23 protein-coding genes are annotated in these 23,282 nt (G+C 63.0%); 17 read left to right on the top strand and 6 right to left on the bottom strand.

What is annotated here, in order from left to right:
• Nucleotides 1-46 precede the first annotated feature (46 nt).
• The 6 genes from HWE17_RS12740 (at nt 47) to HWE17_RS12715 (ending at nt 5,144) form a co-directional block, all read left to right on the top strand.
• Nucleotides 47-700, top strand: coding sequence for a PepSY-associated TM helix domain-containing protein (locus HWE17_RS12740; RefSeq protein ID WP_176388984.1), 654 nt, complete (start codon nt 47-49; stop codon nt 698-700).
• Nucleotides 701-732: 32 nt separating this feature from the next.
• The gene (locus HWE17_RS12735) at nt 733-1,248 is read left to right on the top strand and encodes a DUF2271 domain-containing protein (RefSeq protein WP_176388983.1); all 516 of its coding nucleotides are present in this window, start codon (nt 733-735) and stop codon (nt 1,246-1,248) included.
• 10 nt (nt 1,249-1,258) lie between these two features.
• The gene (locus tag HWE17_RS12730) at nt 1,259-2,083 is read left to right on the top strand and encodes a DUF4198 domain-containing protein (RefSeq protein WP_035821073.1); all 825 of its coding nucleotides are present in this window, start codon (nt 1,259-1,261) and stop codon (nt 2,081-2,083) included.
• A gap of 26 nt (nt 2,084-2,109) precedes the next feature.
• Nucleotides 2,110-3,147, top strand: coding sequence for an FAD:protein FMN transferase (locus HWE17_RS12725; protein ID WP_176388982.1), 1,038 nt, complete (start codon nt 2,110-2,112; stop codon nt 3,145-3,147).
• 11 nt (nt 3,148-3,158) lie between these two features.
• Nucleotides 3,159-4,523, top strand: a complete 1,365-nt coding sequence (locus HWE17_RS12720; protein WP_035821069.1) for a sulfite reductase subunit alpha — start codon at nt 3,159-3,161, stop codon at nt 4,521-4,523.
• A gap of 69 nt (nt 4,524-4,592) precedes the next feature.
• Nucleotides 4,593-5,144, top strand: a complete 552-nt coding sequence (locus HWE17_RS12715) for a glutathione peroxidase (RefSeq protein WP_176388981.1) — start codon at nt 4,593-4,595, stop codon at nt 5,142-5,144.
• Between the two features lie 9 nt (nt 5,145-5,153).
• Here the strand turns inward: HWE17_RS12715 and HWE17_RS12710 are convergent, their stop codons facing one another.
• The 6 genes from HWE17_RS12710 to HWE17_RS12685 form a co-directional block, all read right to left on the bottom strand.
• Nucleotides 5,154-6,380 carry a DUF2325 domain-containing protein gene (locus tag HWE17_RS12710; protein ID WP_099403646.1) on the bottom strand — a complete coding sequence of 409 codons (1,227 nt, stop codon included), beginning with the start codon at nt 6,378-6,380 and terminating at the stop codon, nt 5,154-5,156.
• Nucleotides 6,381-6,417: 37 nt separating this feature from the next.
• Nucleotides 6,418-6,744: a hypothetical protein gene (locus HWE17_RS12705; protein WP_099403647.1), complete on the bottom strand. Its 327-nt coding sequence runs from the start codon at nt 6,742-6,744 to the stop codon at nt 6,418-6,420.
• Between the two features lie 85 nt (nt 6,745-6,829).
• Entirely contained in the window at nt 6,830-7,027 is a 198-nt protein-coding gene (hemP, locus tag HWE17_RS12700; RefSeq protein ID WP_034750559.1) for a hemin uptake protein HemP, read from the bottom strand.
• 250 nt (nt 7,028-7,277) lie between these two features.
• Nucleotides 7,278-8,084, bottom strand: coding sequence for a Crp/Fnr family transcriptional regulator (locus tag HWE17_RS12695; RefSeq protein ID WP_035821063.1), 807 nt, complete (start codon nt 8,082-8,084; stop codon nt 7,278-7,280).
• A gap of 340 nt (nt 8,085-8,424) precedes the next feature.
• Nucleotides 8,425-9,069: a response regulator transcription factor gene (locus HWE17_RS12690; protein WP_034783426.1), complete on the bottom strand. Its 645-nt coding sequence runs from the start codon at nt 9,067-9,069 to the stop codon at nt 8,425-8,427.
• A 157-nt stretch (nt 9,070-9,226) separates the two neighbouring features.
• Nucleotides 9,227-9,694, bottom strand: a complete 468-nt coding sequence (locus HWE17_RS12685) for a universal stress protein (RefSeq protein ID WP_035821061.1) — start codon at nt 9,692-9,694, stop codon at nt 9,227-9,229.
• Nucleotides 9,695-10,160: 466 nt separating this feature from the next.
• Between HWE17_RS12685 and HWE17_RS12680 the strand changes: the two genes are divergently transcribed.
• The 11 genes from HWE17_RS12680 to trpB all read left to right on the top strand — a co-directional run.
• Entirely contained in the window at nt 10,161-11,000 is an 840-nt protein-coding gene (locus HWE17_RS12680) for a protein phosphatase CheZ (RefSeq protein WP_035821059.1), read from the top strand.
• Entirely contained in the window at nt 11,000-12,889 is a 1,890-nt protein-coding gene (locus tag HWE17_RS12675) for a chemotaxis protein CheA (RefSeq protein ID WP_176388980.1), read from the top strand. Before HWE17_RS12680 ends, HWE17_RS12675 begins: the two co-directional genes overlap by 1 nt.
• A 278-nt stretch (nt 12,890-13,167) precedes the next feature.
• The gene (leuC, locus tag HWE17_RS12670; protein ID WP_176388979.1) at nt 13,168-14,571 is read left to right on the top strand and encodes a 3-isopropylmalate dehydratase large subunit; all 1,404 of its coding nucleotides are present in this window, start codon (nt 13,168-13,170) and stop codon (nt 14,569-14,571) included.
• A 68-nt stretch (nt 14,572-14,639) separates the two neighbouring features.
• Complete coding sequence (locus HWE17_RS12665) at nt 14,640-14,762, top strand: entericidin A/B family lipoprotein (protein ID WP_010400408.1); 123 nt, start codon at nt 14,640-14,642, stop codon at nt 14,760-14,762.
• A gap of 51 nt (nt 14,763-14,813) precedes the next feature.
• Nucleotides 14,814-15,461, top strand: a complete 648-nt coding sequence (gene leuD, locus HWE17_RS12660) for a 3-isopropylmalate dehydratase small subunit (protein ID WP_035821053.1) — start codon at nt 14,814-14,816, stop codon at nt 15,459-15,461.
• Nucleotides 15,462-15,471: 10 nt separating this feature from the next.
• Complete coding sequence (leuB, locus tag HWE17_RS12655; protein WP_176388978.1) at nt 15,472-16,542, top strand: 3-isopropylmalate dehydrogenase; 1,071 nt, start codon at nt 15,472-15,474, stop codon at nt 16,540-16,542.
• 45 nt (nt 16,543-16,587) lie between these two features.
• Nucleotides 16,588-17,715, top strand: coding sequence for an aspartate-semialdehyde dehydrogenase (gene asd, locus HWE17_RS12650; protein ID WP_176388977.1), 1,128 nt, complete (start codon nt 16,588-16,590; stop codon nt 17,713-17,715).
• A 244-nt stretch (nt 17,716-17,959) separates the two neighbouring features.
• A complete protein-coding gene (locus tag HWE17_RS12645; protein ID WP_369681729.1) occupies nt 17,960-20,461 on the top strand; it encodes a FimV/HubP family polar landmark protein in 2,502 nt (833 codons plus the stop codon).
• A gap of 46 nt (nt 20,462-20,507) precedes the next feature.
• A complete protein-coding gene (truA, locus tag HWE17_RS12640) occupies nt 20,508-21,338 on the top strand; it encodes a tRNA pseudouridine(38-40) synthase TruA (protein ID WP_176388975.1) in 831 nt (276 codons plus the stop codon).
• Nucleotides 21,339-21,366: 28 nt separating this feature from the next.
• The gene (locus tag HWE17_RS12635) at nt 21,367-22,050 is read left to right on the top strand and encodes a phosphoribosylanthranilate isomerase (RefSeq protein ID WP_176388974.1); all 684 of its coding nucleotides are present in this window, start codon (nt 21,367-21,369) and stop codon (nt 22,048-22,050) included.
• Nucleotides 22,043-23,282, top strand: a 1,240-nt coding sequence (gene trpB, locus HWE17_RS12630) for a tryptophan synthase subunit beta (RefSeq protein ID WP_176388973.1), incomplete at its 3' end; no start/stop codon positions are given. The genes HWE17_RS12635 and trpB, both read left to right, overlap by 8 nt.

The following is a 23,282-nucleotide window of genomic DNA, read 5'->3' as shown; positions in this document are numbered from 1 at the left end:
ACTGACTTGTCGCGCCACCTGGCCCGCTCCTTGCCGGGAGCGCTCGATGGGTAATGCGGGCGCCGCAGACAAGGCCAAGAACAACGCCAGCCGCGCCGTCTGGCTGAAGAATTTGCATCAATGGCACTGGATCAGCTCGGCGCTCTGCCTGCTGGGCATGTTTCTGTTCGCCATTACCGGCATCACCCTGAACCACGCCGGCCAGATCGAAGCCAAGCCGTCCATCACGCGGCAGAAGGCAGAATTGCCGGCACCCCTCGTCACGCAACTGGCCGCCTATGCCACCAAGCACGATGGCGCCAACGCACCGATGCCGGCCGCCGCCGAAGCCTGGCTCAAGCAGCAGTGGTCGCTCAACGCGGGCGGCCGTCCCGCCGAATGGTCGATCGACGAAGTGTATTTACCGCTGCCCAAGGCGGGCGGCGACGCCTGGGTGCGCATCGGCCTGGAAGACGGGGCCGCCGAATATGAATTGACGGACCGGGGTTGGGTGTCCTGGCTCAACGATGTCCACAAGGGCCGTAACACGGGCGTGGCCTGGAGCTGGTTCATCGACATTTTTGCCGGCGCCTGCATCGTGTTTTGCCTGACGGGTTTGTTGATTTTGAAATTCCACGCGGTCAACCGGCCATTTACCTGGCCGATGGTTGGCCTCGGTATCTTGATACCTTGCGCGATCGCCTTGTTGTTTATCCATTGATCGTTTTTATTTTTCCTTTTTACAGGCACACCATGAAATTACGCTACTCCCTGGCGCTTGGCCTTCCCCTGATCGGTACGTCGGCGATGGCGGCCGACCTGGCCCTCAAGATTGAAATCCCGCAACTGAACGTAGCGGAATACCACCGTCCCTACGTGGCGGCGTGGCTGGAAACGGCGGACCAGAAGGTCGTCGGCAACCTGACGGTGCTGTATGACGTGAAAAAGAAAGACAAGGCGGGCGAGAAGTGGCTGAAGGACATGCGTCAATGGTGGCGCAAGAGCGGCCGCGATCTGGCCATGCCGGTTGACGGCGTCAGCGGCGCCACGCGTGCGCCGGGCGAACACACCCTGACGTTCCCAGGCGCCAAGGCCTTGCTCGACAAGCTGCCGGCCGGCGAATACCAGGTGGTGGTGGAAGCGGCGCGCGAAGCGGGTGGACGCGAACTGGTGCGCGTGCCGTTCCAGTGGCCGCTGAAGTCGGCCCAGTCCGTGCCTGTCAAAGGCAAGGAAGAACTCGGCAATGTCGTCGTCCAACTCAAACCCTAAGGCGCACACCATGTTCAAGCAATTCAACAAATCCCTGATCGCCCTGGCCCTGGCCGGCCTGGCCATGAACGCCCACGCCCACCGCGGCTGGATGGTGCCATCGAGCACGATGGTGGAAAGCAAGGACGCCTGGGTGACGGTGGACGCGGCCGTCTCCGACGGCCTGTTCGAGATCGACCACCAGCCGCTGCGCCTGGACGCGCTGCAAGTCATCGGTCCGGACGGCGCCAAAGTCACGCCGGCGAACACGGTCACGGGCCGTTTGCGCAGCGTCTTCGACGTCAAAATGGAAAAGCCGGGCACGTACAAGGCGGCCATCGTGTCGCAAAACGTGATGGGCAGCTACAAGCTCAACGGCGAGCAGAAGCGTTTCCGCGGCAACGAAGAGACCTTCAAGAAGGAAGTGCCGGCCGATGCGCAAGAGTTGAAAATCACGCGCACGGCAGCGCGCCTGGAAACTTTCTTCAGCAATGGCGAAACCAGCACGGAAGTGTTCAAACCGACCGGTGTGGGCCTGGAATTCGTGCCAGTGACGCACCCGAACGACTTGCGCGCGGGCGAGAAAGCCACGTGGCGCTTCCTGATCGATGGCAAGCCGGCGGCGAACCAGGCGTTCAGCCTGGTGCCAGGTGGCGTGCGCTACCGTGGCGTGCTCGGTGAAATCCGCCAGAGCACGGATGCCAAGGGCGAGATCACGTTTACGGTGCCAGCGGCCGGCATGTATTACCTGAGCAGCACCTGGCCAGCGGCCGCCCCGGCCGTGGCCGGCCAGCCGCCCGCCATGCCCGAGCGCCGCATGACGTACGCGGCCACCGTGGAAGTGCTGCCGCAGTAAGCGGCGGCATCGTCACGAAAGCGCCGATGCGCCGGGTCCTGCTGCCGCAGCATATTTCCGATCAGGTCGCGCCGCCCGGCGCCGCGATCCGGGACTTGCGCGGCCTGACCATGGGCACCAGCTGGTCGGTGCGCCTGCTCGAATCCGCCATGCCGGGACGTGCGGGCAGCGCCGACTTGCAGCAGGGCTTGCAGCAGCAGCTGGACCTGGTCGTGGCGCAAATGAGCCACTGGAGCGACGAGTCCGACCTGGGCCGCTTCAACCGGGCCGAGGCGGGCAGCTGGCACAGCCTGCCCGCCGCCTTTTGCGAGGTGCTGGGTTTTGCCATGCACGTGTCGCAAGCGTCCGGCGGCGCGTACGACCCGTGCGCTGGCGCACTCGTCAACCTGTGGGGCTTCGGCCCCCGCCACCGTTACGATGAGCCCGGTTTTCTGCCGCCGAAAGACGATAGCGTGGCCTTGCTGCTGGCGCAGCGCCAGCGCCGCCGCCTGGAACTGGACTTGCCGGCCCGCCGCGCGCGCCAGCCAGGCGGCTTGCAGCTCGATTTGTCCGCCATCGCCAAGGGCTATGGCGTGGACCGCCTGGCCCGCTACCTGGAGAGCCAGGGCATCCATCATTACCTGGTCGAAGTGGGCGGCGAGCTGCGCGGCACCGGCAGCAAGCCCGACGGCCAGCCGTGGTGGGTGATGCTGGAACAGGTCGATGGCGCCGATGGTGCCGATCATGCGCAGCATCCGCCGGAAATGTTGCTGGCGCTGCACGGCCTCTCCGTGGCCACCTCGGGCGACTACCGGCGTTTCTTCCAGGATGGCACCGTGCGTTTCTCACACACCATCGATCCGCGCAGCGGCATGCCGATCGCCAATCAACTCGCTTCCGTCACCGTCGTGCACGAGCAGTGCATGGCGGCCGACGCCTGGTCGACGGCCCTGACCGTGCTGGGTGTCGAGGCCGGCATGGCGCTGGCCGAAGAGCAGGGCCTGGCCGCGCGCTTCGTGCAGCGCGACGGCGACGGCTACCACGAAACGCTGAGCAGCCACATGCTGGCCATGCTCGACGAATGAACGATTAATCCATGATTTTTACGCACGATACGACACGGCTGGCCTTGCTGGCCGCCCTGTCCCTCAGTTATGCGGGCGTGTGCCTGGCGCCTTGGCTGCGCGCGCGCGCCAAGCGCCGCGCGTCCGAGGCCGCCAAGGCTGCCCTCGCCAACAGTCCCGCCTGGCTGGTGGCGTATGCGAGCCAGACGGGCAATGCCGAGGAACTGGCCACGCAAACGGCACAGAGCCTGCAACTGGCCGGCATTCCCGTGCGCCTGTGCGCGCTGGCCGAACTCACGGCGATTGATCTGCAACAAGCGGAACGGGCCTTGTTCCTGGTCAGCACGTATGGCGAAGGCGACGCGCCCGACAATGCGGCCGCCTTCATGGGCCGCCTGATGACGGGCGAGCTGGCGCTACCGCAATTGCATTACGCCGTGCTGGCCCTGGGCGACCGCAGCTATGGCCAGTTCTGCGGCTTCGGCCGCGCGCTCGACGCCTGGCTGGCGGGGCAGGGCGCGTCGCGCCTGTTCCAGCGCATCGAAGTCGACCGCAGCGCCAGCGTGGCCATCGAGCAATGGTTCCAGCACCTGAGCCACCTGGCCGGCACCAGCGATGCGCCGGACTGGAGCGCGCCCGCCTTTGGCGACTGGCGTTTGAGGCAGCGGCGCCACCTCAACCCTGGCAGCGCCGGCGGCGCCATTTATCACGTGGAACTGGCGCCCGTAGCGGGTGCTTTGCCTGACTGGCAGTCGGGCGACCTGGTGCAGGTGACGGCGCCTGCCGACCCGTCGCAGCCGCGCGAATATTCGATCGCCTCGATCCCGCGCGATGGCGGCGTGCACTTGCTGGTACGCCAGCATGCGCATCCCGATGGCAGTCTGGGCCTGGCCTCTGGCTGGCTGACGGCGCAAGCCAAGGTGGGCGACGTGGTGCAGCTGCGCTTGCGGCGGCACAAACGCTTCCGCCTGGAAGACAATGCCCAGCGGCCATTGATTTTGATCGGCAACGGCAGCGGCATCGCCGGCTTGCGCGGGCATTTGAAAAGCCGTGTGCTGGCAGGACAGCGGCGCAACTGGCTGATCTTTGGCGAGCGCAATGCGGCCCACGATTTCCATTATCGCGAAGAAATTGAGGGCTGGCACGCCAGCGGCGACTTGCCGCGCCTGGACCTGGCGTTTTCACGCGACCAGGCCGAGCGGACCTACGTGCAGGACCGCCTGCGCGGCAATGCCGACGAGGTGAAACTGTGGCTGGAACAGGGCGCGGCCATCTATATTTGCGGCAGCCTGGCCGGCATGGCGGGCGGCGTCGACCAGGCCCTGCAGGAAATCCTGGGGCGGCCCGCGCTCGACGCGCTGGCAGCCGAAGGACGCTACCGGCGCGACGTCTACTGAGTTTTTGACGCCGCCAGCGCGTTCGCGCGCGCACGGCTATCATGATTGTTTCATTCAAGGAGACACATCATGAGCGACAGCATTTACGACATTCCCTTGCGACGCATCAATGGCGAGCCCGCCAGCCTGGACGCGTACCGTGGCAAGGTCGTGCTGGTGGTCAATGTCGCCTCCGCCTGTGGCTTGACGCCGCAGTACGAAGGCCTGGAAAAACTCTACGCCGACAAGCAGGCCGAGGGTCTGGTGGTGGCCGGTTTTCCCGCCAATGAATTCGGCGCGCAGGAGCCGGGCAGCAATGCCGAGATCGCGGACTTTTGCCGTGGCACGTTTGGCGTGCAATTTCCCATGTTTGAGAAAATCGTCGTCAAGGGTCCGGGCCAGCATCCGCTGTACCAGCGCCTGGTACAGGAGCAGCCGCGGGCGCAGGAAAAGCCGGGCAGCGATTTCCGCGCCAAGCTGGCCGGCTACGGCATCACGCAGGAGCAGCCGAGCGACGTGCTGTGGAATTTCGAGAAGTTTTTGATCAGCAAGGACGGCAAGGTGGTGGGGCGTTTCGCGCCCGACACCACGGTCGATGATGCACTCTTGCGCGAGGCCATCGCGCGCGAATTGCAGGCTTAGGCTTAGGCTCTAGTCGGCGGCGTCCAGCGCGGCCGGCTCCATTTCGCCACTCACTTCCTGCAAGCCGCGCGCCAGGCTGGAAATGCTGGGGTTGTCGATGAAGACGCAGCGCTTGCCCGTGCGCTTGCAATAATCCTTCACGCGCCAGTAGGCGCTGTGGCTGATGCAGCCCGTCTGGCAAATCACCAGGTCGGCCGCCGCCAGGCTCGAATCGAGCAGGTTGGCATTGTCTTCCAGACCGCCGTCGTGGTGGGCAAACTGCGCGCCGACCCGCTCGATCAGGGCGCGGTAGGTGGCGACATTGCCGCTGCGTCCGCCCACGCACAAGACGCTTTGATCGACCAGGCGGATCGGCATTTTCAGCTTGCCGCCGGTCGGCACTTCCAGCTTCGGCGCCGGTGGCGGTACGACAGCGGCTGGGCGTGGCTGGGCCTGCTTCAATTCCGCGATTTGCTGGCGCAATTCCTTCTCGCGCTCATCCATTTGCGCCAGGCGTTCGACCAGGCGGGTGCGTGATTCCAGCGCCGGGATGGCCGCTTGCAATTGGGCCAGTTCCGCGCGCAAGCCGTCGATCACGCTATCCTTGCCGATAGATTCCGCCCGCGTGCGCAGCAGCACGGCTTCCTGGCGTTCCAGCTCGCCTGTTTTTTCCATCAGTGCGGCCTGGCTGCGTTGTTGCAGCTTGGCCAGTTCGTGCGCCATGCGGGCGTTTTCTTCCTGCAAGGCCGTAAATTTGCCCATGTCGGCGCGCACGCAGGCACCGGCCTGGTGCTGGATCATGTGCAAGTCGCGGCACATCTGCTCTTCCAGTTCGGCATCGCAGCGCGGGTGCGTCAGGCCGGCCCAGAAAGCGCCCGACACGTCGCCGTTGGCGACGGCCGTGCGCCACAGTTCGGCCACTTGCTCCGTGGTCTTGGCGCCGCGAAAGCGCAGGATCACGGGGGCGTAGCGGCGTTCGAGTTCCTTTTGCAGCGCTTCGGACAGGCGGTTGCGCGCGCCGCATTCCGTCACGGCGCCCACGTGCACTTCATAGTCGTCGGCCAGCACGCGTCCGCCCGTCATCTTGCCCACCAGCTTGCGCAGGTAGCCCAAGGGCAAGCCCACGCCGACCAGCGGGCAATGGCAGGTGTGCGACAGTTCCCACAGCCGGCGGCGGCGCGAAGCGAGCGCGGCCGTTTCGGCCCCGTCGCTGGAACAATTGCTGATGACGGGCAGGGACTGGTCTTTGTCACACATGGCGGTATCCTGTTGGACGGTGGGGATGGAAAAGAAATTATTGCGGCAGGGGCGAGGCAGGGCGCTTGGCGCTCAGCATGCGTGCCAGGCGATCGAGCAAGGTGCTCCTGGGCGGTGCCGGCTTGTGCAGCGCCACCAGGGCGGCCCATTGTTGCGACAGTTGCTGGCAAGTTGCTTGCAGCACGGGACCCAGGCCGGGCGAACCCGACAGCACTTGCAGATGGCGTTCGATGACACCGGCCAGTTTCTCGCAGGGACTGCCCGCATGGTAGTGCGACATCAGGTGCAGCACGGCCGACAGCAGCAATTCAGGCTGCTGGCCTTGCGGAGAAGGAAACATCGGGGAAGGTCGGTCGTTCGCCATCAAACACTCCTGTGCGGTGGTTTGGCTGGCTGCGCGCGCGGGGCGCGACTGGCTGGCGAGTGTGGTGACTGGCTGCCGTGCTGCTTCAGGCAGTCAGGATCAGCTTGTTCAATTGGGTGACGCGCAGGCGATAGATCTTGCCGCTGTGCTCAATCTCCACTTCGCGTCCCTGCTGCAGCAGCGCTTCGCTGGTGATGCGGCGTGCCGGCTGGGCCATGCTGACGGGAGGACGGACGTGGGCGGTAGCGGCATCCTGGATCAAGGCTGGTTTTGAGCTTTGCATGTTGGGCTTTCTTTATCTCAGTTGAGAATGATTCGTATTTGCATTATTGTTGAATGTGGCCCGAAAAGCAAGGCTTATTTGTGCGGAATCCGCGCTTTTTTATGGTGACATGGCAGCGTGGACGATCGTGCTGCGCAAAGCAGGCCGCAGGAGCGGCGCGGGAGGCGGGGGCGGCAAAAAAGACCCGGCAAGGCGTTGTGCGCCTTGGCCGGGTCAAGCCTGTGCCAAGCTTGAGGAAATCGGGATGAAGCTAGATGGTAGCCAGCAATTGCGCCGAGGCGCTGGCGGCGGCGGTGGTATCGGCCTTGAGCTTGGCGGCGGCCAGTTGCTTGGCGCGCGAGCGCGACGGCGGCAGGCGGCGCAGGGTTTTCAGGGCGTCCGGATCCTTGATGCCGATGGTGCGCTGGTCAACCGTGATCAGGCCGATTTCATTGAAGGCGGACAAGGTGCGGCTGACCGTTTCCAGGGTCAGGCCCAGGTAGCTGCCGATTTCATGGCGCGTCATGCGCAGGTTGAACAGTTTGCTCGAGTAGCCCATCTGCGCGAAGCGGTCGGCCAGCGAGACGAGGAAGCGCGCCACGCGGGCTTCGGCGCTGAGTGCGCCCAGCATGCCGATCATGGCTTGCTCGCGCACCAGTTCGCGGCTCATCACGCCGTACATGACGTTTTCCAGTTCCAGGTGGACTCTGCCCAGCGCCGTCAGCTTCTTGAACGGCAGCAGGATCAGGTCGCAGTCGGACAGGGCCACCGCTTCCGAGGAGTAATGGCGCGAGTGGATGCCGTCAACGCCCAGCATGTCGCCCTTCATGGGGAAGCTCAGTACCTGTTCATTGCCGAATTCATCGATGAGCACGGTTTTCAGGAAGCCCGAATTGACGATGTACAGGGTGTCGAACGGCTGGCCGATCGTGTGCACGCGCTGGCCCGTCTTGAATTGCACGTGCTGGAACAGCAGTTCGTCGGCGGCGATGGTGCAGGCGCTGGAGATATGCAGCAGGTCGCACACCTCCTTCAGGTTCGACCAGAGCCGGCCCTGGCGCTGGCGCCCCGCTTCCATTGGAGAAGAGGGGGCCAGCGATGGTGAGGCAGCGCGGGTGTCGGGCGTTTGCGTGGACAGCATGTTCATCTCCTGGTGACAGGTAGTTCAGAGTTGAATGACGGGGTGCACGGGGCGGCGGGCAGGCAAGGGTCGGCGGCGCGCGTCCAGGCAGGTAATGCTCAATTCGCTGAAGACTTGCTGTGTGATGAAATAACTTTCCAGCAACTTGATTACTGGTTTCAGTATGCCAACAACCGTATGCAATTAATATCAGCAGTGGCTGAATATGGCAGTAGGAGCTGTGGTAGGTGAGGTAGGATTGTTCCTACAGTTGGCGCGCGGGCGCGCGCCAGGAGGATCACGTCTTGAAGGGCGATAGCAGGCGGTGCGCGACGGCATACTGGACCATTTCGGATAGCGAACTCATGCCCATCTTTTGCATGATGCGCGTCTTGTGCGTACTCACCGTTTTGACGCTCAGGTGCAGGTTGTTGGCAATTTCCGTGATCGACTTGCCTGCCACCAGCAGGGAAAAAACTTCGAATTCGCGGTCCGACAACTGTTTATGCAGCAAGCTTTCATTCGGCATCATGATGTTGAGCACGAGTTGCTCCGCCACCTCGGCGCTGATGTAGGGGCGCCCGGACGCCACCTTGTGGATGGCGCCCACGAGCTGGGTGCCCGCGCTTTCCTTGGTCAGATAGCCTTGCGCGCCGGCGCGGATGGCGCGCACCGCATATTGCTCTTCCTCGTGCATGGTGAGGATCAGGATCGACAGCTTGGGCGCCTCGCTGCGGATTTGCCGGATCAGGTCGACGCCGCTGCGGCCCGGCATCGACAGGTCGAGCAGCAACAGGTCGAAGCCGCCCTGGCGCACGTGGTTGAGGACTTCAAAGCCGTCGATGGCTTCACCCACGATGTCGATATCCGGCGCGCCGTCAAGGATGCGCTTTAATCCTTCACGCATGATGGTGTGGTCGTCGGCAATCACAATACGTATCATAGGCGGGCAATCTGGTGGCGTGTAATCTGCTCTGTCCGTCACCGGACAATCAAATGTTAAGAAACGAGAAACGTTGTCATTTTAACTGAAGCGGTCGCGCCTTTGCCTTTTTTTTGGTGTGCCGGCAATGGCGCTGGCCCCGTGGCCATGTGACCTTTTATTTTGCCGCGGGTTCCTTGATCAGCCTGTGCACGAGCACGGGCAATTTCGAGTGCGACAGCACTTTATTGGTGACGCTGCCCAGCAGCAACTGACCCCAGCCGCTGCGGCCATGCGAGCCCATGAAGATCAGGTCGCATTGCTGCAGTTGCGCCACTTCCACGATTTTCAGGGCGGGGCTGTCGGAAAATGCCGTCAGGCCTGTCGCCTGCAGGCCCCGCTTGGCGGCCGCGTCGAGGATGGGCTGCCAGTGGTCGGCGCCCGCCTTGCGCATGGCGATGCGGTATTCCTCCTCGCTGGGATAGCTTGGTGGAATGATTTCGATGTACACAGGGTACTGGTATTCGGGCGCCACGTACACGGCAAGGATGTCGGCGTGCATCTGTTCGGCAAAGGCAACGCCGGCACAGGCCGTCAAGTTGGAGACGGTGGAGCCGTCCGTGGCGATCAGAATTTTCTTATACATGGCAGGTCCTTTGGCAGTGACTCAGCGCGCGCAACGCCTCTTATTGTAGACGCGGCGGCAGCATTGTATTCATGTAAAGACTTGATAATTATCAATACTACTGCACCTTCAGTATAGACAACATTGGCAGAAAGATCGTGTTTAGCTGCAACGATGGCCGAGCAGGGCTGTTGCGCAGGCGCCCGCAGGCAGGATTTCTTGTGTCGCGCGTGGTCTAGCACGCACGCCAATGGTAGTATTTCAAAATACAACAGCAGGAACACTTATTTCCTGGCGGAAAAGCTCTTGTGGGCCTGCTTTGCACCAGGAAGCGCGTTTTGAGATTTACCAACAGGGCGGCGCCCTGCTACACTCGCACCATCGCAGCGGTATTGCCTCAAATCATCTTAATCGAGAAATTGTGGGTATCAGTCTGTAAAACGCACAGTTCAGGCGGAATTTTGACAAATTATGGAGAAGCAGGGATATGACCAACGCCGCTGATGATTTCGATGCATTATTCGATGAAGTATCCGCGCAAAGCGCGGCCGCAGCCACGCCGGCGCCTGCCGCCGCGCCTGCTCCCGCCGTGATCGCGGATGACGATTTTGACGCGCTGTTCGATTCCGTGTCGGCCAGCACCGCCGTGCCGGCGGCCGCCGAGCCGGTTGCGGCCCCCGTGGCCAGCGCCGACGCGCCTGGCGAAGCGGCCGATCCGGTCGACCAGTCCGACAAGCCGATGTTCGAGCGCCTGGGCGGCATCGTGCGCCTGCTGCACGATTCGCTGCGCGAACTGGGCTACGACAAGGCGTTGACGGAAGCGTCGTCGCAGATCGTCGACGCCCAGGACCGCCTGGAATATGTCGCCACCCTGACGGAACAGGCCGCCAACAAGGTACTCAACACGCTCGACGAAGGCATGCCGGCGCAGGACGTGCTGTCGAAAAAAGCCAAGGACATGGACGGCCGCTGGACGGCCCTGTTCGACGGCAAGCTGAGCCTGGAAGAATTCAAGGCCCTGGCCGGCGATTCGCGCCAGTTCGCGCAAGCCGTTGCCGAAGCGACGGAAGCGGAAAAAGCACGCTTGCTGGAAATCATGATGGCCCAGGACTTCCAGGACATCACGGGCCAGCTGATCAAAAAAGTGGTCAACATCACCAAGACGGTGGAAAACGAGCTGGCTCAGCTGCTGCGCGACAACGCGCCGGCCGAGGTGCGCGAAAAGCTGGCGCAAAAGCCGGTGCCGCTGATGCAGGGCCCGTCCGTGCCGTCGGTGGCGCTGGACCAGGATAATGTAGACGACCTTCTTGCGGATTTGGGATTCTAATGGACGATATGCTCAAGGATTTCGTCGTTGAGGCGATGGATCTTGCGGTTAATGTTGAAGAGCACTTATTGCGCCTCGAGCGTGATCCTGACAACAAGGAAACACTGAATGCCGTGTTTCGTTCCTTCCACACCATCAAGGGCGGCGCCGGCTTCATGGGCTTGCCCGCGCTGGTGGCGGCCTGCCATCTGACGGAAAACCTGTTTGACGCCTTGCGCACGGGCGCCGCGCCCGTGACGCCGATCGCCATCGAGGCGGCGCTGCAAGCGTCCGGTTTCGTCGCCGACCAGCTGACGGAACTGGCGAATGGCGCCGCGCCGGAAAGCTTGCCGGCCATGCCGGAAGAGCTGGAACATATCCTGACGAACGCCATCGAAGGCAAGGGCATGGATGCGCATGCGCCTGCCGCCGCCGTGGTGGCGGAAGTGGCTGCACCGGTCGCCCAGGCCGCCGAAGTTGTCGCGGCCGCGCCTGCCGCCGCCGTGTCCACGGCCAGCGCCGATGGCCTGGACTGGGAAGCCATGTACAACGCCGTCGTGCCGGCCGCTAGCCAGATCGCTGCCGCGCCGGTGTCCGCCGTCGCCGCCGCACCTGCCGCCGTGGCCGCCGCGCCTGCTGCCGCTGCCGCCGCCAAACCGGCCGGCAAGGCCTGGGATGGCGCGGAACGCCGCGAAGAGCGTCCGGAAGTGCGCCATGCCGCGCCCGTCAAGGAAGACAGCATCCGCGTGGACGCCGTCAAGCTCGACGCGCTGCTGGAAGTGGCCGGTGAATCCGTGCAGGCCGCCAACCAGGCTGCCGTGCTGCTCGAACGCTTGCTGCAATTCAAATTCGAAGGCCAAGCCGCCACCCTGATGGCGACCCTGGCGGAAACCCTGGAACGCGCTTCGCGCTACTCGACCGAACTGCAGCGGGCCACCCTGGCCACGCGCATGCAGCCCGTCGGCCGCCTGTTCCAGAAATTCCCGCGCCTCGTGCGCGAACTGGCGAAAGACCTGGGCAAGGATGTCGAACTGACCATCGAAGGCGCGGAGACGGAAGTCGACCGGGTGGTGGTCGACAGCCTGTACGATCCGCTCGTGCACATGCTGCGCAACTCGCTCGACCATGGCGTCGAATCGCCGGAAGCGCGTCTGGCCGCCGGCAAGCCCGCCAAGTCGTATATTTCACTGAAAGCATGGCAGGAAGCGAACAGCGTCATGATCGTGCTGCAGGATGACGGCAAGGGCATGGACCCGGTCTTCCTGCGCAGCAAGGCCCAGCAAAAGGGCCTGATCAGCGAAAACGCGCAGTTGAGCAACGACGAATGCTTCCAGCTGGTGTTCCTGCCGGGCTTCTCGACCAAGGAAGTCGCTTCCAGCGTTTCCGGACGCGGCGTGGGCATGGACGTGGTGAAAACGGCCGTGGAGAAAAACCGCGGCGCCATCCACATCGAATCCACGCTGGGCAAGGGCACGAAATTTGCCATCCGCCTGCCGATCGAACTGTCGATCGTGCCGACCATGCTCGTGTCGACCTCGGGCGCCGCGCTGGCGCTGCCGATGGCGGTGGTGCAGCGCGTCGTCGAATTGCCGGAAACCTTCATGGAAGTGGGCGGCGCGCCGGTGCTGAAAGACCAGGGCCGTCCATTGCCCGTGCGCTCGCTGGCCGGCTCGTTGGGCTATGAATCGTGCAGCGAACGCGTCGGTATTGTTGTCGCTGCGCCACAGCCGTACATTCTCGCCGTGGAAGCCGTCGATGGCACGGCCGACCTCGTGATCAAGCCGATGACGGCCATCACCGTGGAAGGCATTACCGGTACTGCCCGCTCGGCCGAAGGCGAGCTGGTGCTAGTCGTGGGCCTATCGTTCCTGATGGATGGTTGCAGGGGAAGTGTGCGCATGGCTGCCTAACAACACAGGCCAGTTCACATCCAGCCCGCTGCAGACCTCTGCAGCGGGCTTTTTTTTCAGCTTTTTTCGATTTTTATTCGCCCCGCCGGCATTTTGGCGGATTTTCGTATCAGCAATTTTTTCGCCATATCCGCAAAGCGCACCGAATTTTGTATCGCCCATCCGACGCTGGGGCGGCTTTTGGTTCTGCATTGCACAATATATGGCATAATCATTGCCGATCCCTTCGATCAGTACGACAGATCACTTAAACAGGCTGTGGCAACGCTGCATATATCATGATAAAGACGCTTTACGACAAACTCTGGGAATCCCACGTTGTTCGGGCCGAAGATGATGGCACGACAATTTTGTATATCGACCGGCACCTGCTGCACGAAGTTACCAGCCCGCAAGCCTTCGATGGCCTCAGCGTGGCGGGCCGTCAGCCGTGGCGTATTTCCGCCAACCTGGCCGTGGCCGACCATAATGTGCCGACCACCAGCCGGGTCGACGGCATTGCAGACCCCGTTTCGCGCCTGCAGGTGGAAACGCTGGACAAGAACGCCAAGCACTACGGCTTGACCTACTTCAACATGAACGACAAGCGCCAGGGTATCGTGCACGTGATCGGCCCGGAACAGGGCGCGACCCTGCCCGGCATGACGGTCGTCTGCGGCGACTCGCACACGTCCACGCATGGCGCCTTCGGTGCGCTGGCGCACGGCATCGGCACGTCCGAAGTGGAACACGTGCTGGCCACGCAAACCTTGCTGCAAAAGAAATCCAAATCCATGCTGGTGCAAGTCGATGGCGCCTTGCCGGCCGGCGTGACGGCGAAAGATATCGTGCTGGCCATCATCGGCAAGATCGGCACGGCCGGTGGCACGGGCTACTGTATCGAGTTCGGCGGCTCGGCCATCCGCGCGCTGTCGATGGAAGGTCGCATGACGGTGTGCAACATGGCCATCGAGGCGGGCGCGCGCGCCGGCATCATCGGCGTGGACGACACCACCATCAATTATGTCAAGGGCCGCCCGTTTTCGCCGGCCGGTCCACACTGGGAACGGGCCGTGGCCTACTGGCGCACCCTGCATTCGGACCCTGGCGCCCGCTTCGACCTCGTCGTCACGCTCAACGCGCAAGAAATTCAACCGCAAGTGACGTGGGGCACGTCGCCGGAAATGGTCATCGGCATCGATGGCCGCGTGCCAGACCCGGACAATGAAAAAGACAGCGTCAAGCGCGACGCCATCGAAAAAGCCCTGGTCTACATGGCCCTCAAACCGAACACGCCGATCACCGATGTGCGTATCGACAAGGTCTTCATCGGCTCCTGCACCAATTCGCGCATCGAGGATTTGCGTGCGGCCGCCGCCGTGGTGCGCGGCAAGTACCGCGCCTCCAACGTGACCCTGGCGCTGGTGGTGCCCGGTTCCGGCCTCGTCAAGGACCAGGCCGAACGCGAAGGCCTGGACCGCATCTTCAAGGATGCCGGCTTCGAATGGCGCGAGCCCGGTTGCTCCATGTGCCTGGCCATGAATGCGGACCGCCTGGAGCCGGGCGAACGCTGCGCGTCCACCTCGAACCGCAACTTCGAAGGCCGGCAAGGCCAGGGCGGCCGTACCCACCTGGTGTCGCCCGCGATGGCGGCCGCGGCGGGTATCGCCGGCCACTTTGTCGACGTGCGGGGATTGCGATGACGGCAGGGACTGGCGCCGCTGGTTTACACTAGCGGTATCAGTCCCATCTTTCTTATCGAGAACTCATCATGAAAAAACTCTTCGCCCTCCTCATCGCCACCGTGATCCTGTCTGGCTGCAACACCGTCTCCGGCATCGGCCGCGATGTGCAGAAAGTCGGCCAGGTCGTCACTGGCGCCGGCGGAAAATAAACCGCGACGTGCCGGCGCCCTGCGCCGCGCGTCCTACCGAGTAGAAACAGCATGGATAAATTTACGATTTACGAAGGCCTGGTCGCCCCGCTGGACCGCGCCAACGTCGACACCGACGCGATTATCCCGAAGCAATTCCTGAAATCGATCCACCGCAGCGGTTTCGGCCCCAACCTGTTCGACGAATGGCGCTATCTCGACCATGGCGAACCGGGCCAGGACAACAGCCGCCGCCCGCTGAACCCGGAGTTCGTGCTCAACGAGCCGCGCTACCAGGGAGCGTCGATCTTGCTGACACGCAAGAACTTCGGCTGCGGTTCCTCGCGCGAACACGCGCCGTGGGCACTCGATCAATATGGCTTCCGCGCCATCATCGCGCCTTCGTTCGCCGACATCTTCTTCAATAATTGCTACAAGAACGGCTTGCTGCCCATCGTGCTGTCGGAAAGCCAGGTCGAGCACCTGTTCAATGAAGTCAAGGCGTTCCCCGGCTTCAAGCTGGTGGTGGACCTGGAACAGCAATGCGTGCGCACCAGCAACGGTTCTGTGTCGTATCCGTTCGAGATCGACGCCTTCCGCAAATATTGCCTGATGAATGGCCTTGACGATATCGGCCTGACCCTGCGCCACGCCGACGATATCCGCGCCTTCGAAGAACGGCATCTGACCAATCAGCCTTGGCTGGCCAACGTTATCTAAAGATCATTCCATGAAAATTGCAATCTTACCCGGCGACGGGATCGGTCCTGAAATCGTCGCGCAAGCCGTCAAGGTCTTGAATGTGCTGGGCGAATCGTTCGAGCTGGAAACGGCGCCCGTGGGCGGCGCCGGCTATGCGGCCCATGGTCACCCGCTGCCCGAAGGTACTCTTGCCCTGGCGAAAGCGGCCGATGCCGTGCTGTTCGGCGCCGTGGGCGACTACCAATATGACAATCTGGAGCGCCAGTTCCGTCCCGAGCAGGCGATTTTGGGCTTGCGCAAGAACCTGGGCCTGTTCGCCAACCTGCGTCCCGCGATTCTGTATCCGGAACTGGCGGGCGCCTCGACCCTGAAGCCGGAAGTGGTGTCGGGCCTCGATATTTTGATCATCCGCGAATTGACGGGCGACATTTATTTTGGCCAGCCGCGCGGCGTGCGCGAGTGCCCGGACGGTCCGTTCAAGGGCCAGCGCGAAGGTTTTGACACCATGCGCTATGCGGAAGGCGAAATCCGCCGCATCGCCCATGTGGCTTTCCAGGCCGCGCAAAAGCGCGACAAGCGCCTCACCAGCGTGGACAAGGCGAACGTGCTGGAAACCTTCCAGTTCTGGAAAGACATCGTCATCGACGTGCACAAGGAATACCCGGACGTGGTCCTTGACCACATGTATGTCGACAACGCGGCCATGCAACTGGTGCGGGCGCCGAAGAAATTCGACGTCATGGTGACCGGCAACATGTTCGGCGACATTTTGTCGGACGCGGCCGCCATGCTGACGGGCTCGATCGGCATGCTGCCGTCGGCCTCGCTGGACGCCAACAACAAGGGCCTGTACGAGCCATCGCACGGCTCGGCACCCGATATCGCCGGCAAGGGCATCGCCAATCCGCTGGCGACGATTCTTTCTGCCGCCATGATGCTGCGCTATTCGCTGAACCGCGAAGAGCAGGCAAACCGCATCGAGGCAGCCGTCAAGCACGTACTGGCGCAGGGCTTGCGCACGGCCGACATCCATGAGGCGGGCACGACTTTGGTCGGTACCGAGGCCATGGGTGATGCAGTTGTAAAAGCTCTGGGATAAAATAGTCTAATGACGGCAGTCGCCGTCTCATCTTGAGGAATGGTAATGAAATTAGTTGGCTTGGTAGGTTGGCGCGGTATGGTCGGTTCGGTCCTGATGCAGCGCATGCAGGAAGAGGGCGATTTCGCCCACATTGAACCGGTGTTTTTCACGACGTCGAACACGGGCGGCTCGGCGCCGGCCATGGCGAAGAATGAAACCATCCTCAAGGATGCCAACAACGTCGCCGAACTGTCCAAGTGCGACATCATTATTTCCTGCCAGGGTGGCGACTATACGAGCGCTGTCTTCCCGCAGCTGCGCGCAGCGGGCTGGAATGGCTACTGGATCGATGCGGCCTCGACCTTGCGCATGGAAAAAGACGCCGTCATCGTGCTCGACCCCGTCAACCTGCACGTCATCAAGGATGCGCTGGGCAAGGGCGTCAAAAATTACATCGGCGGCAATTGCACCGTGTCGTGCATGATGATGGGCCTGGGCGGCCTGTTCCAGCACGATTTGATCGACTGGATGACGTCGATGACGTACCAGGCGGCATCGGGCGGCGGCGCGCAGCACATGCGCGAACTGCTGACGCAATTTGGCACCATCAACGGTTCCGTCAAGGCGCTGCTGGACAACCCCGCTTCCGCCATTCTGGAAATCGACCGCCAGGTGTTGGCCACCCAGCACGGCTATTCCCCGGATGAAATCAAGCAGTTCGGCGCGCCGCTGGCCGGCAATCTGATCCCGTGGATCGACAAGGACCTGGGCAATGGCCAGTCGAAGGAAGAGTGGAAAGCGGGCGCGGAAACCAACAAGATTCTCGGTCGCGGCATCGACTTTGGCACCAAGGAAATTCCTGTCGACGGCCTGTGTGTGCGCATCGGCGCCATGCGCTGCCATTCGCAAGCCTTAACCATCAAGCTGAAAAAAGACGTGCCGCTCGATGAAATCAACGACATCATCGCGAGCAACAACGAATGGGTGAAATTCGTGCCGAACACGCGCGAAGCGTCCGTGCGCGACCTTTCGCCGGCAGCCGTCACGGGCAGCCTGACGATTCCTGTCGGCCGCGTGCGCAAGATGAGCATGGGTGGCGAATACCTGTCCGCGTTCACCGTGGGCGACCAGTTGCTGTGGGGCGCGGCCGAGCCGCTGCGCCGCATGTTGCGTATTTTGCTCGACGCGTAAGCGTCACAAATTGCTGATCAAGATCAAGCCGGGGCTGTTTTCCCGGCTTTTTTTTCGTCCTGAGCCCGTCAAGGCTCAACCATGCGGAGCTTGCATAGCTCTGGGCATGATGATATGTTGATACCTCTGGAAAAGTAACAGTTTTCCCATGTCAACTAAGATGCCGCCAACTATGCCTGTACACACTCGTCCCCGGGTCGCCTCCCTTGCCATTCAAACACTCAGCAGCGCTGTCGCCTGCGCGGTGTTATTGTCACCGGCGGTATCCGCAGCCGAGCTGGGCAAGATCACGGTGCTGTCCGCCGCCGGCCAGCCGCTGCGCGCCGAGGTCGAATTATCGGCCGTCAAGCCAGGCGAGGCGACCAGCCTGCTGGCCAAGCTGGCGCCGCCTGACGCCTACCGCCAGGCCAACGTGGAATTCAATCCGGCCCTGAACGCCTTGACGTTTGCCGTGGAAAACCGCAACGGCAAGTCTTTCATCCGCATCAGTTCGGCGCAACCGGTGGCCGAGCCGATGGTCGACCTGCTGCTGGAACTGAGCAGCAAGAGCGGCCGCCAGGTGCGCGAATATGCGTTCGTGCTCGACACGCCCGAAGCGCGCCAGACGCGCGGCGCGCAAGTGACGGCGCCAGTCGAGCCGGGCAAGGCCAAGCCGGCCGCCGCTGCCGCCGATACTGCGCCCCCGGCCGCGAAAAAGGCGGCAGGTGAATACAAGGTCAAGGCGGGCGACACCCTGAGCCGCATCGCCAGCGAATTGAAACCATCGGGCGTTTCGCTCGACATGATGCTCGTCGCCCTGTACCGCGCCAATCCCGACGCCTTCAAGGGCGAGAACATGAACCGCATGCAGGCCGGCCGCATCCTGGCCGTGCCGGGCGCGGACACCGTGCGCGCCACTGGCGCGGCCGAAGCGAAGGGCATCGTGACGGCGCACGCCATCGATTTCGACGCCTACCGCAACAAGCTGGCGGGCCAGGTGTCGCAAAGCAAGCCGGCCAAGGCCGCGCAAGCGACGCAAAGCACGGCTGGCAAGATCGGCGCCACGAAGGTGCAGGAAAAGCCGACGGCCGTGAGCGAGTCGCAAGACAAGCTGAAACTGTCGAAGGCGGAGCCGGCGGCCAAGTCGGCCGGCAAGAGCGCCGTTGCCAGCGAGGAAGACAAGATCGCCAAGGCGAAACAGGTCGATGAAGCGGCTGCCCGCGTCAAGGAGCTGGAAAAGAACGTCAGCGACCTGGAAAAGTTGATGGCGGTCAAGAGCAAGGCCATGGCGGACAAGAGCGCGCCTGCGCCCGCCAAGCCGGCCGAGGCCGCTGCCAGCGCATCGGTCAGCGCGCCTGCCAGCGCCGTTGCCAGCGCACCGGCCGAAGGCCAGCCGCCCGTGCCAAAGGCGAAACCCGTGCCGCTGGTGAAAAAACCATCGCCGCTGGAACCGACCTTCGCCGACAAGGTCAACGACCACTTGGGCGCCATCGGCATCGGCCTGGCCGCGCTGCTGGCCGCCGTGGCCGCGCTGGTGATTGCGCGCCGCCGCAAGGACGCGCCGCCGCCCGCGGAAGCTATCGCCCCCGTGCTGGAGCCGGAAGCGCCCGTGGCGCCGCCGACGACCGGCCTGGCGCCGGAAGACCAGCAGTCCGAAGCGAGCAACCACCTGTTCGGCACGGGTGCGGCCGCTGCCGGCGTGGCCGTCGCAGCGGGCGCCAGCATGCTCGACGCGAATGAAACGGACCCGGTCGCCGAAGCGGACGTGTATATCGCCTACGGCCGCGATGGCCAGGCGGAAGATATCCTCAAGGAAGCCTTGCGCATCCATCCGGAGCGCCATGCCGCCCGTTTGAAGTTGCTGGAAATCTATTCGGCCCGCAACGACGTGCGCGCATTTGAAGACCAGGCTAGCGAGCTGTACAGCCTGACGCGCGGCCAGGGCGAAGAGTGGCCGCAGGCGGCCGCGCTGGGCCTGGCGCTCGATCCCACCAATCCCCTGTATGGCGATACGGAAGACGACGCCGTCGTCAGCCTGAGCAAGGGTGTTGGCGACGATTTGCACGGCCAGAGCATGGACTTGTCCGACGACTTGTCGACTCCTGCGCCCGCACCGCTGGCCGAGCTGGCGCCGGCCGAGCCGGTGTCGTCCGTGGCGGCCCGCGATGCGCGCGATCCCCTCGATTTTGACCTCGACAGCCTCGATTTCGAGCCCGTCTCCACCAGCGATCCGATCGTCATGCCGGGGCCGGACAGCAAGCCCGTCTCCGCCGCGCACGATGCGCAGTATGACGCCAGCATGGATTTCGGCCTGGATCTGGAGCCGCCAGCCGGTCCTGTGAATGGCGTGGGTGCCGGCTTGACGCCGTTGCCTGATCCGTTGAAAGATGTCGACCTGGCCCATTTCGACCTCGACGAGCCGGTGGCGCCCGCTGCCGCGCCGGTCGCGGCGGCCGAGCCTTCCATCGACAACCTGTTCGACGATGCGCAAACGCCCGCCACCTTGCCGGAAGCCATACCGCCGGCACAGGAGTTCGACCTGTCCGGCATCGACCTGGACCTCAACGATGGCAAGGCGGCCAGCGTGGGCGTGGACGACCCGCTGTCGGCCATCCACATGGAAATGGATACCAAGCTGGATCTGGCGATCGCTTACCAGGAAATCGGCGACAAGGAAGGCGCGCGCGAGCTGATCGATGAGGTCATCAAGGGCGGCAGCGAAGAGCAAGTGAAAAAGGCGAATACCATGCGCGCTTTGCTGAGCTAGCAATACCCGCCGGCGCGGCAGGCTGCCGCGCCGGTATAATGCTTCGATGCAAAATATTACGACAGCAACGCCACTCAAGCGTATCGTCCTCGGCCTGCAGTACGACGGCACGGCCTGGCACGGATACCAGAAGCAGGAAGACGGGCAAACGGTGCAGGACCAGCTGGAAAACGCGCTGGAGCAATTTGCCCGCGTGCGCCTGGCCACCACCTGCGCCGGCCGCACGGATACGGGCGTGCATGCGCTCGAGCAAGTCGTGCATTTCGATACGGACCTGAACCGCGACGTGCACTCGTGGGTGCGCGGCGTCAACGCCTTCCTGCCGAAATCCATCGCCGTGCGCTGGGCCAAGGAACTCGAAGGTGATCCGACGGTCAATGACTTCTTCCACGCCCGTTTCAGCGCCCGCGCACGCACCTATCATTATGTGTTGTACAACAACGATACCCGTTCGCCGCTGGTGGAAGGGCGTGCCGGCTTCTTTTTTCGGCCGCTGGACGTGGAACTGATGCGCCAGGCCGTGCAGCCGCTCTTGGGCTGGCACGATTTCACGGCCTTCCGCGCCGCGCAATGCCAGGCCAAGTCGCCTGTCAAGCTCATGCATGACATCCGCATCGAGCGGCGCGGCGATTGCGTGATTTTTACGATTACGGCCAATGCCTTCCTGCACCACATGGTGCGCAACCTGGTCGGTTCGCTCGTCTACATCGGTACGGGACGGGAAAAGCCGGACTGGCTCGGGCATCTGCTGGAAAGCAAGGACCGCCACGCTGCCGCACCCACCTTCATGCCGGACGGCCTGTACCTGGCGCAGATCGATTACGATCCGAAATGGGCATTGCCGCAGGACAGCAGCAGCGCTTTGCCCTGGTTTTGATCTGCATCAAATCAAGTAAAGGATTGCCATGCCTCGCACACGCATCAAGATTTGCGGCCTGACCCGCGTTGAAGACATCCAGGCCGTCGTGGCGGCCGGCGCCGACGCCATCGGTTTCGTGTTCTATCCGAAAAGTCCCCGCTACGTGACGCCCGAACAGGCAGCTGCCCTGATCGCCGCCGTGCCTCCCTACGTGACGACGGTGGGCCTGTTCGTCAACGCCACGGTGGAAGACGTGCGGGCAACGAAGGCCGTGGCGCCTTTGTCTCTGCTGCAATTTCATGGCGACGAGACGCCGGAACACAGCGCCGCGCTGGCTGGCGCCGTGAATACGCCGTTTACGCAAGTGTTCCGCGTCAAACCCGACACCTCCTTTGAAGATTTGCTAGAATACGAACAGCGCTATCGCGCCGCCAGTCCCTTGTTCTCCAGCCTCTTGCTCGATACCTATGTGGATGCCTATGGCGGTGCAGGAAAGGTATTTGATTGGTCCCTCATTCCAAAAGAACTCGCGCCTCGGGTCGTTTTAAGTGGTGGCTTGAGCGTACAAAACGCGACTGACGCAGTGGTGCGCGTGCGCCCTTACGCCGTCGACATCAGCAGTGGTGTCGAAGCGTCCAAGGGCATCAAGGACGCGTCCCGTGTCCGCGCGTTTATCGCCGCGGTGCAGGATGCCGATGCCATCATTGCCAGAGGAAACAACCATGAATGACCACACCACAGCGCCCGGCGCAGCCGCCGCATTGTTCCACGCCACCGATTACCCGTTTCCCGACCTGCGCGGCCACTTCGGCCCCTACGGCGGCTCCTTCGTTGCCGAAACGCTCACGCACGCGCTGGCCGAGCTGAAAGACGCCTACGCCCGCTACAGCGTCGATCCGGAGTTCCTCGAAGAATTCCGCTACGAGCTGAAACACTTCGTCGGCCGTCCATCGCCGATCTACCACGCCAAGCGCTGGTCCGAGCTGGCCGGCGGCGCGCAAATTTACTTTAAACGCGAAGACTTGAACCACACGGGCGCGCACAAGATCAATAACGTCATCGGCCAGGCCTTGCTGGCCAAGCGCATGGGCAAGCCGCGCATCATCGCCGAGACGGGCGCCGGCCAGCATGGCGTGGCCACGGCCACCATCTGCGCCCGCTTCGGTCTTGAATGCGTGGTCTACATGGGCAGCGAAGACGTCAAGCGCCAGGCGCAGAACGTGTACCGCATGAAATTGCTGGGCGCCACCGTCGTGCCCGTCGAATCCGGTTCCAAGACCCTCAAGGATGCGCTGAACGAAGCCATGCGCGACTGGGTCACCAACATTGAAAACACTTTTTACATCATCGGCACCGTGGCCGGCCCACACCCGTATCCGATGATGGTGCGCGACTTCCAGTCCGTGATCGGCGAGGAATGCCTGGTGCAGATGCCGGAAATGACGGGCCGCCAGCCCGATTACGTGCTGGCCTGCATCGGCGGCGGCTCGAACGCCATGGGCATTTTTTACCCGTATATCGACCAGAAAGATGTAAAACTGATCGGCGTGGAAGCGGCTGGCGAAGGACTGGACACCGGCAAGCATTCTGCTTCGCTGACGGCCGGCTTCCCGGGCGTGCTGCATGGTAACCGCACCTATCTGCTGCAGGATGACAACGGCCAGATCATCGAGACGCATTCCGTCTCGGCCGGCCTCGACTATCCGGGCGTGGGTCCGGAACATGCGTGGCTGAAAGACTCGGGCCGCGCGCAGTATGTGTCCATCACGGATGACGAGGCATTGCAGGCGTTCCACGACTGCTGCCATATCGAAGGCATCATCCCGGCCCTGGAATCGTCGCACGCACTGGCTTACGCGGCCAAGCTGGCGGCCACCTTGCCGAAAGACCAGATCGTGCTGGCCAACCTGTCGGGCCGTGGCGACAAGGACATGCATACCGTGGCGGAGCGCATGGGATTGA

This window comes from Janthinobacterium sp. BJB401 (genome assembly GCF_013372745.1).
Taxonomy (GTDB): domain Bacteria; phylum Pseudomonadota; class Gammaproteobacteria; order Burkholderiales; family Burkholderiaceae_D; genus Janthinobacterium; species Janthinobacterium rivuli.
The sequence above is the reverse complement of the archived record's forward strand: the minus strand, read 5'-3'. Positions and strand labels throughout refer to the sequence as shown.

What these genes read in the sequence shown, in the direction of transcription:
- HWE17_RS12740 (WP_176388984.1), top strand. Translation starts at nt 47, where the DNA reads ATGGGTAATGCGGGCGCCGCAGACAAGGCCAAGAACAACGCCAGCCGC.
- HWE17_RS12735 (WP_176388983.1), top strand. Translation starts at nt 733, where the DNA reads ATGAAATTACGCTACTCCCTGGCGCTTGGCCTTCCCCTGATCGGTACG.
- HWE17_RS12730 (WP_035821073.1), top strand. Translation starts at nt 1,259, where the DNA reads ATGTTCAAGCAATTCAACAAATCCCTGATCGCCCTGGCCCTGGCCGGC.
- HWE17_RS12725 (WP_176388982.1), top strand. Translation starts at nt 2,110, where the DNA reads ATGCGCCGGGTCCTGCTGCCGCAGCATATTTCCGATCAGGTCGCGCCG.
- HWE17_RS12720 (WP_035821069.1), top strand. Translation starts at nt 3,159, where the DNA reads ATGATTTTTACGCACGATACGACACGGCTGGCCTTGCTGGCCGCCCTG.
- HWE17_RS12715 (WP_176388981.1), top strand. Translation starts at nt 4,593, where the DNA reads ATGAGCGACAGCATTTACGACATTCCCTTGCGACGCATCAATGGCGAG.
- HWE17_RS12710 (WP_099403646.1), bottom strand. Translation starts at nt 6,380, where the DNA reads ATGTGTGACAAAGACCAGTCCCTGCCCGTCATCAGCAATTGTTCCAGC.
- HWE17_RS12705 (WP_099403647.1), bottom strand. Translation starts at nt 6,744, where the DNA reads ATGGCGAACGACCGACCTTCCCCGATGTTTCCTTCTCCGCAAGGCCAG.
- hemP (WP_034750559.1), bottom strand. Translation starts at nt 7,027, where the DNA reads ATGCAAAGCTCAAAACCAGCCTTGATCCAGGATGCCGCTACCGCCCAC.
- HWE17_RS12695 (WP_035821063.1), bottom strand. Translation starts at nt 8,084, where the DNA reads ATGGAAGCGGGGCGCCAGCGCCAGGGCCGGCTCTGGTCGAACCTGAAG.
- HWE17_RS12690 (WP_034783426.1), bottom strand. Translation starts at nt 9,069, where the DNA reads ATGATACGTATTGTGATTGCCGACGACCACACCATCATGCGTGAAGGA.
- HWE17_RS12685 (WP_035821061.1), bottom strand. Translation starts at nt 9,694, where the DNA reads ATGTATAAGAAAATTCTGATCGCCACGGACGGCTCCACCGTCTCCAAC.
- HWE17_RS12680 (WP_035821059.1), top strand. Translation starts at nt 10,161, where the DNA reads ATGACCAACGCCGCTGATGATTTCGATGCATTATTCGATGAAGTATCC.
- HWE17_RS12675 (WP_176388980.1), top strand. Translation starts at nt 11,000, where the DNA reads ATGGACGATATGCTCAAGGATTTCGTCGTTGAGGCGATGGATCTTGCG.
- leuC (WP_176388979.1), top strand. Translation starts at nt 13,168, where the DNA reads ATGATAAAGACGCTTTACGACAAACTCTGGGAATCCCACGTTGTTCGG.
- HWE17_RS12665 (WP_010400408.1), top strand. Translation starts at nt 14,640, where the DNA reads ATGAAAAAACTCTTCGCCCTCCTCATCGCCACCGTGATCCTGTCTGGC.
- leuD (WP_035821053.1), top strand. Translation starts at nt 14,814, where the DNA reads ATGGATAAATTTACGATTTACGAAGGCCTGGTCGCCCCGCTGGACCGC.
- leuB (WP_176388978.1), top strand. Translation starts at nt 15,472, where the DNA reads ATGAAAATTGCAATCTTACCCGGCGACGGGATCGGTCCTGAAATCGTC.
- asd (WP_176388977.1), top strand. Translation starts at nt 16,588, where the DNA reads ATGAAATTAGTTGGCTTGGTAGGTTGGCGCGGTATGGTCGGTTCGGTC.
- truA (WP_176388975.1), top strand. Translation starts at nt 20,508, where the DNA reads ATGCAAAATATTACGACAGCAACGCCACTCAAGCGTATCGTCCTCGGC.
- HWE17_RS12635 (WP_176388974.1), top strand. Translation starts at nt 21,367, where the DNA reads ATGCCTCGCACACGCATCAAGATTTGCGGCCTGACCCGCGTTGAAGAC.